Raw genomic sequence first — 14,125 nt, forward strand, 5'->3', positions numbered from 1 at the left:
AGAGTAGGTCATCGTCAAGATTAAATTCCAGAACCCCTGATTGCTAACGCAGTCAGGGGTTTTGTTTTGGGCGGTCGAAAATTCAAGCGCAGCTCATCCTCAATAAATACCGTACCGTTGAGCAAAACGATGCAAAGTGTTTCTGCATTTTTGGTATGGTGCAGCACATTTTCACAGGGATTGATCTTTCACCCGCAGGATGCGGCGTCGACCTTCTTCAACGAGATGCTGTAGAAATGCCTGAACCGATACCCATCAAAGATCACGAAAAAGAAAACCGTCTGGTCAACAAGCGCCTGCTCGCCTGTGCGCTGCTGGTGATTGGCATTTCCTGCGCCCTGGTGGGGCGCATGTACTTCCTGCAGGTCGTGCAGTTCGACTATCACTCCACGATTTCCGAAAACAACCGCGTCCACGTATTACCCATCACGCCGACGCGTGGGCTGATCTACGACCGCAATGGCGTCGTGTTGGCCGACAACCGCCCTAGCTATAACCTGACCATCACCCGAGAGCGCACCACCGACCTCAAGGGCGAGCTGGACGCCATCGTCAGTTTGCTGCACCTGCCCGCCGAGGATCGCGCGATGTTCGACAAGGCGCTGAAGCAGGCACGCCACCCCTTTGTCCCTGTGACATTGTTTTACGAGCTGACCGAAGAGCAGATCGCGTTGCTGGCGGTGAACGAGTTCCGTCTGCCAGGGGTTGATGTAGAACCTCAGTTCGTTCGCCACTATCCCCTGGGCGCCCACTTTGCGCATTCCATCGGTTACGTGGGACGGATCAACGAGAAAGAGTCCAAAGCCCTCGATTCGGTTGAGTACCGCGGCACTCAATCCATCGGCAAGACCGGCATCGAACGCTTCTACGAGTCCGAGCTGCATGGTCACGTAGGTTATGAAGAGGTCGAGACCAACGCCCAGGGCCGTGTGCTGCGTGTACTCAAGCACACCGATCCGATCCCCGGCAAAAACATAGTACTGAGCCTCGACGTCCACCTTCAGGAGGCGGCAGAAGAAGCCTTGGGCGATCGCCGTGGCTCGGTGGTTGCCCTCGACCCACAAACAGGCGAAGTGCTGGCCATGGTCAGCAAACCGAGTTTCGACCCTAACTTGTTCGTCACCGGCATCAGCTTCAAGGAATATGCCGCGCTGCATGACTCCATCGACCGGCCACTGTTCAACCGCGTCCTGCGCGGGCTCTATGCGCCGGGCTCGACCATCAAGCCGGAAGTCGCCATCGCCGGTCTCGACAGCGGTGTCGTCACTGCACAGACCCGTGTGTTCGATCCCGGTTACTACCAACTGCCGGATTTCGACCACAAATACCGCAACTGGAACCACAGCGGTGACGGCTGGGTCGACATGGACGCCGCTATCATGCGCTCCAACGATACCTACTTTTACGACCTGGCCCACAAGCTGGGCATCGATCGCCTGCACGACTACCTGGCTGAATTCGGCCTGGGCCAGAAAGTGTCGCTGGACATGTTTGAAGAGTCGGCTGGCTTGATGCCCTCCCAGGCCTGGAAGCGCGCCACTCGCCGCCAACCCTGGTTCCCGGGCGAGACCGTGATCCTCGGTATCGGCCAGGGCTACATGCAGGTCACACCGCTGCAACTGGCCCAAGCCACCGCGCTGATCGCCAACAAAGGCGTGTGGAACCGACCCCGCTTGGCCAAGACCATTAACGGCGTGCCACCGGTGGATGAAAACCCTATGCCCAATGTGGTCCTCAAGGATCCACGTGATTGGGAGCAGGTCAACCATGGCATGCAATTGGTGATGCACGACCCACGCGGTATCGCCCGTGCTGCCGCACAAGGCGCGCAATACCGTATCGCTGGCAAGAGTGGTACCGCACAGGTGGTCGCGATCAAGCAGGGCGAGCGTTATAACCGTGAAAAGACCCTGGAGCGCCACCGCGACAACGCGTTGTTCGTCGGCTTCGCCCCAGCCGAACACCCGAAAATTGTGATTTCGGTGATGATCGAAAACGGTGAAGCCGGTGGTCGCGTTGCTGGGCCGGTCGTACGCCAGATCATGGACGCCTGGTTGCTCGACCAGGAAGGTCACTTGAAACCGCAATACGCAACGCCGGCCAAAGCACCTGGAGACCCAAAGGTTTAAATCAGGCTTTCCACTCGTCCCATTGCTCTACGCCTTCATGGGCGAGCCAGGGCACATCATGGGCCATCCATATGTGCGCGGTGGGTTTGACGCCCGGATCATCGTCCAGCGTCGCCACCCGCACAATCACGTGAGGTTGATGCCCTCGTTCGGCCATCAGGTGCGAGCCGCAACGCGAGCAGAAATGCCTGAGCTTGCCCGGCGACGACTCGAAAGACGCCAGCAACTCCACGCCCTGGGTCCAACGAAAGTGTTCGCGCATCACGCCGGCTGTCGCGACAAATGCCGCCGCATGCACCTTGCGGCAGCTGTCGCAATGGCAGTGGCTGATCGGCATGTCCAGACGCCTCACCTGATACCGCACGCCCTTGCAGAAGCAACTTCCATTCAATGGGTCAGTCATAACGTAATTGCCGGATCAATAAAGGGGTCATCATCATTGCTTACAATCCCAGGTTGCGCATTGTTCGATGTCACCTACTGTCAATGGAGGAGGTGACTTATGCACGTATTGGATCGAATCGAACGGAAAGTCCTGCTCAACGCTTCACGCAAACAGGTGTGGGAAGCCCTCACCGATGCCGAGCAGTTCGGCCAATGGTTTGGTATCGCCCTCGAAGGCAAAGCCTTTGTTGCCGGGCAAACCATCGAGGCACCGATCACCTATCCGGGTTATGAACATGTGATCTGGAAGGCCAGGATCGAACGCATCCTGCCGCAAACGCTGTTCTCCTTCTGGTGGCACCCTTTCGCGGTCGAGGCGGGTGTCGATTATGACCAGGAAACCCCCACGCTGGTGGAGTTCACCCTTGAAGACCGTGCTCCAGGCATTCTATTGCGGGTGGTCGAGTCCGGCTTCGACACGGTGCCAGAAGCCCGTCGGCAAAAGGCCTTCAAGATGAACTCCCGGGGCTGGGATGAACAAATGGGCAACATCGAAAACTACCTGAACCAAGCCCGCCAGGCATGACTGCAACAACGGGCTCACTTCGTTGTAGTGCTTTTTAGAAGTCTACAGTCGCCGACAACTTGGCAACACGCGGGTCGCCCTGGCTCAGGAAACCGCCCTGGGCCGATTCCCAGTACTTCGTGTTGGCGACGTTCTCCACGGTGGCGCCGAGGGTGACATCACGCTTGGCAACCTTGAAGTTGTAACGCGCGCCTATATCGAAGCGGTTCCACGTCGGCAAGCTCAAGTTGTTGGCGGCGTCGGCGTACTGCCCGCCCGTGCGCAGCCAGCGGCCATTGAGGGTTACGCCTTGCAGGCCAGGCACATCCCACTCCACATCGGCGTTGAGCTGGAACGAAGGCACGCCGATTGCTCGGTTACCGTCATTGGCGCCGTTTTGCGTGTCCTTGAGTTCGGTCTTCATCACCGTTACACCGCCCAGCAAACGCAGGCCGCTGAGGGGCTCGCCGAAGACGTTCAGTTCCACGCCTTTGTTGATCTGCTGGCCTTCACGCACATAGCGCGCTGTAGTCGCATCGATGACCTGAACGTAGCCGGCCCCAGGCTGTTCGATACGGTATACACCCAGCGTGGCGCCATAGGTGCCCATGTCCACCTTCACACCCGCTTCGATTTGTTTGGAGCGAGCGGGCGCAAACGCCTGGCCGCCACCGATGATCGTCCGGTTACCCGAGTTGACCGGCGACGTCGGGCCTTGCGCAAGGCCTTCGATGCGGTTGGCGTAGAAGGACACGTGTTGCCACGGTTTGAACACCAGGCCGTAGACTGGCGTGGTAATTGACTCGTCATAGTTGGAAGTGCGCGTACCGCTCATGTAGTTGTAAGCCTGTACCACCATCTGCTGGCGGCGCGCGCCCAGCGTGACCAACAGGCGGTCATCGAAGAAGCCCAGGGTGTCGGACACCGCTGCGCTGCGCACGAATGTTTTGCCTGTAATGGTAGGGTCGCTGAAATCAGTGCCTGGCGTATTGCGCGGGTTGTTCAGGGTGGGCGGAGCGCCGGTCACAGGGTCGTAGATATTGGTTCGGGTAGCCGTCGACGAGGCGTTGAACACATAGGCATTGCGTGCTTGAGTCCAGATACCTGCCAGGCCAAAGTTGAGTCGATGGCTCACAGGGCCGGTCTGGAAACTGCCGTTCAACCCGCCCATTAAGCTGCGGTTGTCTTCTTCGTGGGCGATGGTCGAGCGGCTTGCCAGGGCATTGCCGCTGTTGTCAGTCAGCGTGACCGACGAGTAGCGCCCCATTTCCCGGGTGTGCTTGGCACCGCCTGCTGCATAGGCCGTCCAGTTGTCGTTCAGGTCATACTCGGCGCGCAGCATCCCCAGGGTGTCTTCGAGGTTGGTGCTGCTCCAGCTCGGCGCGTAGTTGGTGTCTGCCGAAGGCGCATCCGGCACATGGGTGGCCGTGCCAAGGAATACCGAATTACGCCCACCGTTGATGCGCTGCTTCTGATACACGAAATCACTGGACAGACGCAACGCATCACCGCGGTAGTCCAGGCCCACGGTGAACAGCTTCGAGCGCTGATTTTCATCATCGATGCCGGTATCGCCTTCGCGCTGGGACAGGTTCACGCGTGCACCAACCTGGTTGTCCTCGCCGAAGCGCTGGCCAATATCCAGATGCTCGCCCACCCGGCCATCGCTGCTGATATCGGTACTGAAGCGACGCAGTGGCAGGTCATCGGCGCGCTTGGGTTGCAGGTTCACACCACCGCCTATCCCCGAGCCGGTCGGTGTCACACCATTGATGAAAGCATTCGGCCCCTTGAACACTTCCACACGCTCCAGGGCGTCGGTGGACATAATCTGACGCGGCAGGATGCCGTACAGGCCGTTGAAGGACATGTCGTCACCGGCGAGCGGCAGGCCTCGGATCATGAACGTCTGTGCCTGGTTGGCATAGCCAGACGCCTGGCGCACCGATGAATCATTGAGCAGTACATCGCCGATCGTTTCGGCCTGCCGGTCGCGGATCAATTTCTCGGTATAGGAGGACATGCTGAACGGCACGTCCATGATGTCCTGGTTACCCAGCACCCCCAACTGAGCGCCACGTGCCACCTGGCCGCCGGCGTATACCGGGGGCAGGGCGCCTGGCGCAGGGGCCTCGGCGCTGACAGTGGTGGCGCCCAGTTCCAGCGTGCCGGTTTCCTGGCTGGCGTGAGCCGAGAGGCTCAGGGAACAGCACAGGGCGAGCAGGGTGGGGCGATACGGCACAGCGAATGGAATACGGGCGGGCATGGTCGATCCTGACGGTGAACCGTCAATGGTGAGGGAAAGGGCAACAATGGTTGCGCTTCCTCACTGCGCGGATACAACTCCAGTGCAAATGATAGTAATTATTATTAACGTCATGCAACAATTTTGTGAGATTAAGGTCCGCGCGTTCGGATGCCGAGTAGAATCACGCCCTGAAAGCGATTCCTGAGGTGCGGTACGGTGGATTTACAGCAGGGTTTTGTCCTGACCCGGCATTGGCGCGATACCCCGGCGGGCACGGAGGTCAGTTTCTGGCTAGCCACCGACCAGGGTCCGAGGTTTATCCGCCTACCTGTGCAGACCTCGGTGATGTTCATCCCCGAAGCCCATCGCAAGCCGTTGGATTGGCTGCTCAAGGGCGAGCGCGATATCGAACTGCGCCCATTGCAGTTGTGCGATTTCCATCACCGCCCGGTCCTGGGTCTGTACACCCGCCAGCACCGCCAGGCGATGGACGTGGAAAAACGCCTGCGCGCTGCGGGCGTCGACGTCTATGAGGGCGATGTGCGCCCACCCGAGCGCTACATGATGGAGCGCTTCATCACCGCGCCCGTGTGGTTCGGCGGCACCCCCGACGCTACCGGCGCACTCTGCGATGCGCAGATGAAACCCGCGCCCGACTACCGCCCGCCGCTGAAACTGGTGTCCCTGGACATCGAGACCACCGCTCAGGGCGATCTGTATTCCATCGCTCTCGAAGGCTGCGGCGAACGCCAGGTGTACATGCTCGGCCCGCCGAACAAAACCGACGCGGTGGATTTCAAGCTCGACTACTGCGACACCCGCGCCCAACTGCTCGAGCGCCTCAATCAATGGCTCGCCGAGCACGACCCCGACGCGATCATCGGCTGGAACCTGGTGCAATTCGACCTGCGCGTGCTCCACGAACATGCCCAGCGCCTCAACGTGCCGCTGATGCTCGGGCGGGGCGACGAGCCGATGGCCTGGCGCGAACACGGCAGCCGCAACCATTACTTCGCGGCGGCAGCGGGGCGGTTGATCATCGACGGCATCGAGGCCTTGCGCTCAGCGACATGGAGTTTCGAATCCTTCAGCCTGGAAAACGTCGCGCAAACCCTGCTCGGCGAAGGCAAGGACATCTCCACGCCGTACCAGCGCATGGACGAAATCAACCGCATGTTCGCCGAGGACAAGCCCGCCCTGGCTCGCTACAACCTCAAGGACTGCGAGCTGGTCACGCGGATTTTCGCCAAGACCGAACTGCTCAAGTTCCTGCTGGAACGCGCCAGCGTCACCGGGTTGCCGGCCGACCGCAACGGCGGCTCCGTCGCCGCGTTCACCCATTTGTACATGCCGTTGATGCATCGCCAGGGCTTCGTCGCGCCTAACCTGGGCGACAAACCACCCCAGGCCAGTCCCGGCGGCTTCGTCATGGACTCACGGCCCGGTCTCTACGAATCGGTGTTGGTGCTCGATTACAAAAGCCTCTACCCGTCGATCATCCGCAGTTTCCTGATCGATCCGGTCGGCCTGGTCGAAGGCCTCAAGCACCCCGACGACAGTGAATCGGTGGAAGGCTTTCGCGGCGCGCGGTTTTCCCGTACCCGACATTGCTTGCCGTCCATCGTTGCGCGAGTTTCCGAAGGCCGCGAAGTGGCCAAGCGCGAACACAACGCGCCGTTGTCCCAGGCCCTGAAAATCATCATGAACGCCTTCTATGGCGTGCTTGGCTCCAGCGGTTGCCGGTTCTTCGATACACGGCTGGCCTCGTCGATCACCATGCGCGGGCACCAGATCATGCGCCAGACCCGCCACCTGGTCGAAGCCCAAGGCTACGAGGTGATCTACGGCGACACCGACTCCACCTTCGTCTGGCTCGGCAAAGCCCACAGCCAAGTCGAGGCCGGCCGCATCGGCCAGGCGTTGGTCCAGCACGTCAACGACTGGTGGCGCGAGCACCTGCACACCGAGTTCGGCCTGCAAAGCGCCCTGGAACTGCAATACGAAACCCACTTCACGCGCTTCCTCATGCCGACCATCCGTGGCGCGGAGGAGGGCAGCAAAAAGCGCTACGCGGGCCTGGTGGTGCACAGCGATGGCAGCGAGGACATGGTCTACAAGGGCCTGGAAACCGTGCGCAGCGACTGGTCGCCCCTGGCCCGCCGCTTCCAGCAGGAACTCTACCAGCGCATCTTCCATCGCCAGCCGCACCAGGACTACATCCGCGACTACGTGCGCCGCACCCTGAGCGGCGAGCTCGATGAGTTGCTGATCTACCGCAAACGCCTACGCCGCCGGTTGGACGACTACGAACGCAACGTGCCGCCCCATGTGCGCGCCGCGCGCCTGGCCGATGAGTACAACGACCGCCTGAACCGCCCGCGCCAATACCAGCGCGGCGGCTGGATCAGCTACGTGATCAGCGTCAACGGCCCCGAGCCGATGGAGGTGCGGCAAGCGCCCATCGATTACGATCACTACGTCACCCGGCAATTGCAGCCGGTGGCCGATGCGATCCTGCCATTCGTGAATGACGATTTCAGTACCTTGGTCGGCGGGCAAATGGGTCTGTTTTAAAACGCTTGATTCGTCCGTGCGCGAGCCTGCACTCTTGGTCACTGACGACCACCTTGACGGCGCAGCGCCATGACCGAACTTACCTTGACCGGCACCACGGTCGAACTCCTACCCCTGCAACGGGCACACAAGGCCGCCTTGCTCGAGGCCGCCGCCGATGGCGAATTGTGGAACCTCAAGGTCACCAACGTGCCGGGCCCGGACACTGTCGACCAGTACATCGACACCGCCCTGGCCGGGCGCGATGCCGGTAGCGTGATCCCGTTCACCCTGGTGCGCCGCGACACCGGCCAGGTGGTCGGCAGCACGCGGTTCTGGAAGGTCGACCGGGTCAACCGCAAACTGGAAATCGGTCACACCTGGCTGGCGCTGTCCACCCAGAAAAGCGCCATCAACACTGAAGCCAAACTGTTGCTGCTGACCTACGCGTTCGAAGTATTCGGCTGTGTGCGTGTTCAATTCACCACCGATGAACTCAACGAAAAGTCCCGCGCCGCGATCCTGCGCCTCGGCGCCGTGCAGGAAGGCATCGTGCGTCACGAACGCATCATGCCCGACGGGCGCAAGCGCAACTCGGTGCGTTTCAGCATCATCGACTCGGAGTGGCCGCAGGTAAAAGCCAACCTGCAGGCCAAACTGCAACGCTAGGAGGACAGGTCCATGTATACGCTCTACGGCATCGACGAATCCGGCTCCTGCATGATCGAAATTGCCCTGCAGCGCTGTGCGGTGCCGTGGCGCAGGGTCGACGCGGCTTCCTGGGCAGAGGGCGAGGGCAGTGACGAACTGGCCCGTATCAACCCGCTCAAACAGGTGCCGACCCTTGTGACGCCTGACGGCCAGGTGCTGACGGAAAGCGCAGCGATCCTGATCCACCTGGGCCTGGAATTTCCCGTCTCCCACCTGTTGGCCGGCAACCGCGCGCAGATCATTCGCGGCCTGGTGTATATCGCCGCCAATTGCTACTCGGCGATAGGCATCATCGACTACCCGCAACGCTGGCTCGGTAACGTCAACGAAACCGTGCAGGCCCAGCTTGTCACCGGCACACGACGCTACCTTCACCAGGCCTGGGTGGTGTTCGCCGATCAGTTTGCCGACCAGTTGTTTGCCCCGGACAACACCCCGAATGCACTGGGCCTGATGGCGGCGGCGGTGTCGCGCTGGGATGAGGCACGCGACGCGTTGAGCGGCCTGGCGCCAGGCTTTGCCCTGAGCCTGGCACAAGTGGACGCCGACCCCATCGTCGCGCCCGTATTTGCTCGGCATTGGCCGGAGTGGAAGGTCTCATGATGTTTCCGCAATCAGTGGAAACAATGACAGTCGCAGCCATCAAACCCTTGCGTGGCGGGCGTCCTGTCCTACGCTTTCTTAAAGTGGTGTAGGAATCATCCTTGAATTTGACTGTCGCAGACATGAAACTCAAGAACCCTGCATGGAATTCAAAGGAGGTGCGCATGCTCATCCGGTCGCTGACCCTGGCTACCTTGATGGCTTTTACGGGGCCGCTGTTGGCTGCTGATGATATCAACCCGCTCAAGCAGGACTTGGGCAAGGCCCGGCCGCTGGTGGTGGTGGAGCTTGATGCAGGCAACGACACCTTGGCCAAGGTCAAAAATCAGCTGGACGAGCCTGCGACCAAGCAGTCCTTTGAAGAACGCAGCATGGTGTTCTACACCGTGAAGTTCGGCAGCATCGGTGCTGAAGGCGAGAAATTCGCCAAGGACCCCAAGGACAGCAGGAAACTCACCCCGCCGGAAACCAACGCGCTGATCCGTGCCCTCAAGCTGGGCGCCGGCAGTGGCACCAAAGTGATCCTGGTGGGCAAGGACGGCGAGAAAAAACTCGAGAAGACCGTACCGCCGGATACCCTCGACCTGAAGGCATTCTTCAGCGCCATCGACCAGATGCCGATGGCCGAGAAAGAAACCGCTGCACCGGCCGAGCCTGAACCCGCCGCCGCACCAGCGGAGAAGCAGGGTGCCAAGGCTGGCACCAAACCTGGCAAGCCCGCCAAGCATGCCGCGCCGCAACCATTGGACGACTGATCCTGTGCGGGAGCTGGGCAGTCGGCTCCCGCAGCAGAAACCTGCAGTAACAGCTCTGCGAAGAATATGATAAACGTTATCATTTACGCCTTGTTCTTCGCGCGCGACCTCTAAGTCCTTGATCTCTACGTCACCGGCCCCTTCAACCTGCTCGATCGCGAGTACTTCAGCTACGCCGGCAACCACGGCGTGTACGGAGCGCCGCGCAACCTGATGACCAGTGTCAAATACGCTTTCTGACGCAATGATTGAACGGCGCCTTCAAGGCGCCGTTTTTGCGACAGGCGCCTTGCGCACCGGAAACGGAAAGTAGAAAAACCGCAGGAACGCCACCCGCTTGATCACTTCCCCGATCAACAACGGCACCACCACCGCCACCACAAACCCCACGCAGGCCGCGACAAACGCGGGCAGCCCCAGGCGCTCCAGCAGGTCGACCGTCTTGTGCTGGATCTCGCCGTGGAAGATCAGCAGGATCAAGGTGTTCTGACCGATGTAGGTCATGGCCCGCGTGACCCAGGTCGACACCATCAATACGCGCGCCAGCGCCCAGCAGGCGTACACGCCGATCACGGCCGGCAGGGTGGTCCAGAACCAGTGGTCGTAGCGTCGCTGCGCCAGGTCCATGGTGTCCCAGGTGAAGGTGAACACCACAACGAACAATGCAATCGAAATCAACAGGGTCAGCCAGGAGCCCGCGTGGGTGTGCAGCCAATCACGCAGCAGGTAGCCGACAATGAAATAAGTGCTGCTGATCAAGGTGATATCCAGGCTGAACGGCAGGCCCGGCAGCACCCAGGTATGCCCGCCGAACGCGACTGGCAACTGCCAGAACCACGGCAGCATCCAGACGCCCACAATCAACTGCAGCGTTACCAGCGCGCAACTGAGCAACAGCGACAGCTTCAGGCGCTGGATCAGGCGCAGCATCACCCAACTGAACAGGATCGCCACCCAGAAATGCGGCAGGAACCACAGCGCCTGCCACGGAATGGTATCCACCGAGGCGTACAGCACACCGCCGATATCCGGCAACAGCGGCTGGCCACGCAGAATGCTGCGCACGATCACATAGGTGAGCATGGTGAAGAAAAACGGTTTGAGCAGGCCATCGGCCTTGCGTATCGCCATCTCCACGAACGGCTGCTCGGGCTTGAAGAACACACCCGACAGAAAAAAGAACAGCGGCAAGATGAACGACGCCAGCACCGGGTACAGCAAGTCCGGCGAAGTGGCGACGAACCAACTGTGGGCAAACACGATCACCAGGATGCCGATGCCTTTGGCGATATCCATCTGAATCCAGCGATGTTTCATATGAGTTGTCCTGATCGATCATTCATGCCTTGCGCCACGGTCTCAGCCAGAGTGCCATGCCCAGCAATACCACCGCGCCAGCCAGGGTGCTCAGCCCCAGTTGCAGCCACACGCCTTCAATCCGAAACAGCGCCAACGCCGCCACGCCCATCAGCACCGCGCTGAGCAGCCAGCTCCGAGCCCAGGGCAGAGCGCCGAGCAAGGTCTGGCGTTGCATCAGCAGCAACGCGGTGCAGAGCACGCCGGCCAGCGCAGCCAGCGGAATCCCGGCCAGGCCGAACACAAACGGCAGCACGCCCAGCAACAGCACATTGGCCAGGCTGCCGAGCAGTTCACAACGCAATGGCTGGCGCGTATCGCCTGCAGCGTAGGCGTAGCGCGCGAGCAGGGCGTTCCAGGCGCCGAACACCAGCGGTACGGCAAACCAGGCGAGCAGCAGCGGCAACGGCGAGTCCAGCGATTGCTTGGGCAGCAGCAACGCCACCAGGCTCGGCGCCGCCGCCACCAGGCCGACTCCGGCGGGCAGGGTCAGCACGCTGGCGGTTTCCAGGCCACGCTTGAGCAGGGCCAGGCGCTCGTCGCCCTGGCGCCGACTCATCATGCCCAGCAACACCTGGTTGAGGCTCATCAGCGCAATCAGCGGCAGGTTCATCAGCTTGCGCGCCAGGTTGACCCAGGTCACCGCACCTTCGCCCAGCAAGGACGCCACCAGCCGTTCGATCAAGGCCAGGCCCTGGCTGGCGCCGTTGCTCAACAGCAGCGGGCCGATGCGTTGGCCCAGCTCCCGCAGTGGTGCCCACGACCGCTGCCAATGCCACGGCCGCCAGCCCTGGCGCCACATCGACGGCAGCAACGCCAACGGCATCAACAGGCTGCCGGCCAGGCAGGCCAGGGCCAATGAGTGAGGTTGAGTGGCGGTGCCGGCGAAGGCAAGGTAGGCCACCGGCGGCAGGTTGAACAGCAACGAGCCCAGGCCCGCCAGTACAAAGCGCTCGCTGGCTTGCAACGCAATGCTGAACAGCGCATGCAGCATCAGCCCCGGCACACACCAGGCGACAATCTGCAAGTTGCTGCTGGCGAGCGCCGTGGCACTGGCGGCCAGGCCGGGCCCGAGCAGTTGCACCAGCCACGGCGCCAATACAGTCAACAGCAGGCTGGTGACCAGCGCGATCGACAGCAACGCCGGGAACAACACCGCCAGCCAGCCCAGCCGCTCGTCGTCCTGGCGCGCCAGGTACAGCGGCAGCGCCGCTGCACTCAGCACACCGCCGGCCAACGACATGCGCAGCGCCTCCGGCAAGAACAGTGCGATCAGGAACGCATCACTGCGCTCGCCCGCGCCCCAGGCCGCCACCAGCAACCACTCACGGGCAAAGCCCAGGCACAGCCCCAGCAGCGTCGCCAGCGTCAGCCATGCGGCAGAGCCCAGCATCAGCGCTGTACGCCGTCGAGCAGCGTTTTGCGCGACGTTATGCTTTTCACCTGCGGCAGGCGCGCCGGAAACAGACGCCGCGCTTCCAGCACATTGATGCCCACCATCAGCCAGAACAGCGCGACCATCACCACGGCAAAGCTGAAGTAGTGGTCAAACAGGCCGCTGACCAGTGCCGAGAGAATCCCGGCGGTGGTGCCCAGCCACAGCGCGTTGTCCTTGGTCAGGCGGATCGGGCCGCGTTCCGGGCGGGCTTCACGCCACCAGCGCACGGTCACGGCCACGAAGAACAGCATGCCGACGATGCCGGTCTTGTAGATGAAGTTCAGCCACAGGTTGGAAATGCCCAGCAAGTGGGTGTCGGGGACGGGCGGGTCGACCTTGAAGCCGATGCCGAACGGATACGCCATCACCGCCTGCGGGAACATGCGGTACTCGTCGAAACGCACTTCGGTACTGGCGTTGCTCGATGAGAAAATCGTCGCCAGGCGCTCCTGTAAAGGCGGATACGCGATCACCAGCGCCACCGTCAGCGCCGCGCCGATCATCAGCAGGCGCCCGGTGTACGGCACCCGGCGCGTGGCCATCCATAGCAGCACCAGCGCCAGGCTGACCATCGCGCCACGGCTACTGGCCAACAGCAAGGCGGCGGCGCCCAGGCACGCCACGCCCAGGCCCAGTGCGCGTTTCCAGCCTTGCTCGGTCATGCCGAAGCAGAACGCCAGGGGCAGCAGCAACGCCATGATCCCGCCGATGGCATTCGGGTGCATCCACGGCGAGCCCATGCGCGACGACATCGCCTCCAAACCGAATTTGAGCATGTCGAAGTTGCCGTAGTTGAACAGCGCCAGCACCGGTGCAATACCGGCCCCGGAGCGTGTGCGCACGAACACCGCAATCGACAGCACCAGCATCGCCAGGCTGCCCAGCAGCAGGGCGATCACCAGGGATTCACGGTGCTTGCGGTCCACCAGCAACTTGGCACAGAGGAACACCGCCGACAGGCTCAGCAACCAGCGCAGCCAGTTGGCGACGCCGCTGGTGTCGGCGTGAATAGTGACCTGGCCGACGATGAACGGGAACACGCTGAACAGCATCAGCCACAACAGCATCTGGTCGGTGGGCCGACGGGTGAGGCTCGGCGTATCCGGCAGGCGCGCCAGGAAGTTGTGCCACAGGACCGCGCCCCAGGTCAGCGCCAGGATCGCTTCGCTGACGGTACTGCGAATGCCCAGGTTGACCGTGGAATACGGCATGAACGTGGCGACCAGGGCGAACAGCACCAGGCCCCAGAACGGAAAACGCAGGATGGTCACCGCACCGGCCAGGCCGATCACGGCGAGGAACGCCTTGGCCGGCGACAGCAGCAGAGCGGCGGCGCCGAACAACAGGCCGAACAGTATGGCGACGAGGCTGGGCAGGTTCACG

General features: G+C 61.7%; 11 protein-coding genes. 6 read left to right on the forward strand and 5 right to left on the reverse strand.

Annotation, left to right across the window (positions count from 1 at the left end):
- Positions 1–236: 236 nt before the first annotated feature.
- Positions 237–2,129, forward strand: coding sequence for a penicillin-binding protein 2 (mrdA, locus tag AC3WP7_RS24895; RefSeq protein WP_071489740.1), 1,893 nt, complete (start codon positions 237–239; stop codon positions 2,127–2,129).
- Between the two features lies 1 nt (position 2,130).
- Here mrdA and AC3WP7_RS24900 read toward each other — a convergent pair whose 3' ends face one another.
- On the reverse strand, positions 2,131–2,532 hold the full coding sequence (locus AC3WP7_RS24900; protein WP_071489739.1) for a GFA family protein: 402 nt from the start codon (positions 2,530–2,532) through the stop codon (positions 2,131–2,133).
- A 99-nt stretch (positions 2,533–2,631) separates the two neighbouring features.
- Here AC3WP7_RS24900 and AC3WP7_RS24905 point away from each other — a divergent pair, with 99 nt between their 5' ends.
- Positions 2,632–3,099 carry an SRPBCC family protein gene (locus AC3WP7_RS24905; protein WP_092249500.1) on the forward strand — a complete coding sequence of 156 codons (468 nt, stop codon included), beginning with the start codon at positions 2,632–2,634 and terminating at the stop codon, positions 3,097–3,099.
- Positions 3,100–3,133: 34 nt separating this feature from the next.
- Here the strand turns inward: AC3WP7_RS24905 and AC3WP7_RS24910 are convergent, their stop codons facing one another.
- Positions 3,134–5,344, reverse strand: a complete 2,211-nt coding sequence (locus tag AC3WP7_RS24910) for a TonB-dependent receptor (protein WP_092249503.1) — start codon at positions 5,342–5,344, stop codon at positions 3,134–3,136.
- A 198-nt stretch (positions 5,345–5,542) separates the two neighbouring features.
- Here AC3WP7_RS24910 and AC3WP7_RS24915 point away from each other — a divergent pair, with 198 nt between their 5' ends.
- The 4 genes from AC3WP7_RS24915 to AC3WP7_RS24930 all read left to right on the forward strand — a co-directional run bounded on the left by AC3WP7_RS24915 (position 5,543) and on the right by AC3WP7_RS24930 (position 9,948).
- Positions 5,543–7,900, forward strand: a complete 2,358-nt coding sequence (locus AC3WP7_RS24915) for a DNA polymerase II (RefSeq protein WP_102592946.1) — start codon at positions 5,543–5,545, stop codon at positions 7,898–7,900.
- Positions 7,901–7,969: 69 nt separating this feature from the next.
- Positions 7,970–8,548 (forward strand): GNAT family N-acetyltransferase, encoded by a 579-nt coding sequence (locus AC3WP7_RS24920; protein ID WP_092249509.1) that lies wholly within the window; start codon positions 7,970–7,972, stop codon positions 8,546–8,548.
- 12 nt (positions 8,549–8,560) lie between these two features.
- The gene (locus tag AC3WP7_RS24925) at positions 8,561–9,193 is read left to right on the forward strand and encodes a glutathione S-transferase N-terminal domain-containing protein (protein WP_102592947.1); all 633 of its coding nucleotides are present in this window, start codon (positions 8,561–8,563) and stop codon (positions 9,191–9,193) included.
- 164 nt (positions 9,194–9,357) lie between these two features.
- Positions 9,358–9,948, forward strand: a complete 591-nt coding sequence (locus AC3WP7_RS24930) for a DUF4174 domain-containing protein (protein WP_092249515.1) — start codon at positions 9,358–9,360, stop codon at positions 9,946–9,948.
- 261 nt (positions 9,949–10,209) lie between these two features.
- Here AC3WP7_RS24930 and AC3WP7_RS24935 read toward each other — a convergent pair whose 3' ends face one another.
- Genes AC3WP7_RS24935 through AC3WP7_RS24945 form a run of 3 tightly spaced genes read right to left on the reverse strand, consistent with a single transcriptional unit; the run spans position 10,210 to position 14,124 of the window.
- Complete coding sequence (locus AC3WP7_RS24935) at positions 10,210–11,265, reverse strand: acyltransferase family protein (protein WP_093127043.1); 1,056 nt, start codon at positions 11,263–11,265, stop codon at positions 10,210–10,212.
- Positions 11,266–11,287: 22 nt separating this feature from the next.
- The gene (gene murJ / locus AC3WP7_RS24940; protein WP_102592948.1) at positions 11,288–12,697 is read right to left on the reverse strand and encodes a murein biosynthesis integral membrane protein MurJ; all 1,410 of its coding nucleotides are present in this window, start codon (positions 12,695–12,697) and stop codon (positions 11,288–11,290) included.
- Positions 12,697–14,124 carry an O-antigen ligase family protein gene (locus tag AC3WP7_RS24945; RefSeq protein WP_093127386.1) on the reverse strand — a complete coding sequence of 476 codons (1,428 nt, stop codon included), beginning with the start codon at positions 14,122–14,124 and terminating at the stop codon, positions 12,697–12,699. Before AC3WP7_RS24945 ends, murJ begins: the two co-directional genes overlap by 1 nt.
- Position 14,125 lies beyond the last annotated feature (1 nt).

The sequence above is a fragment of the Pseudomonas sp. FW305-3-2-15-C-LB1 genome, assembly GCF_058787615.1.

Coding starts and splice junctions, on each gene's coding strand:
- AC3WP7_RS24930 (WP_092249515.1), top strand. CDS start 9,358: ATGCTCATCCGGTCGCTGACCCTGGCTACCTTGATGGCTTTTACGGGG.
- AC3WP7_RS24910 (WP_092249503.1), bottom strand. CDS start 5,344: ATGCCCGCCCGTATTCCATTCGCTGTGCCGTATCGCCCCACCCTGCTC.
- AC3WP7_RS24905 (WP_092249500.1), top strand. CDS start 2,632: ATGCACGTATTGGATCGAATCGAACGGAAAGTCCTGCTCAACGCTTCA.
- murJ (WP_102592948.1), bottom strand. CDS start 12,697: ATGCTGGGCTCTGCCGCATGGCTGACGCTGGCGACGCTGCTGGGGCTG.
- AC3WP7_RS24920 (WP_092249509.1), top strand. CDS start 7,970: ATGACCGAACTTACCTTGACCGGCACCACGGTCGAACTCCTACCCCTG.
- mrdA (WP_071489740.1), top strand. CDS start 237: ATGCCTGAACCGATACCCATCAAAGATCACGAAAAAGAAAACCGTCTG.
- AC3WP7_RS24900 (WP_071489739.1), bottom strand. CDS start 2,532: ATGACTGACCCATTGAATGGAAGTTGCTTCTGCAAGGGCGTGCGGTAT.
- AC3WP7_RS24925 (WP_102592947.1), top strand. CDS start 8,561: ATGTATACGCTCTACGGCATCGACGAATCCGGCTCCTGCATGATCGAA.
- AC3WP7_RS24935 (WP_093127043.1), bottom strand. CDS start 11,265: ATGAAACATCGCTGGATTCAGATGGATATCGCCAAAGGCATCGGCATC.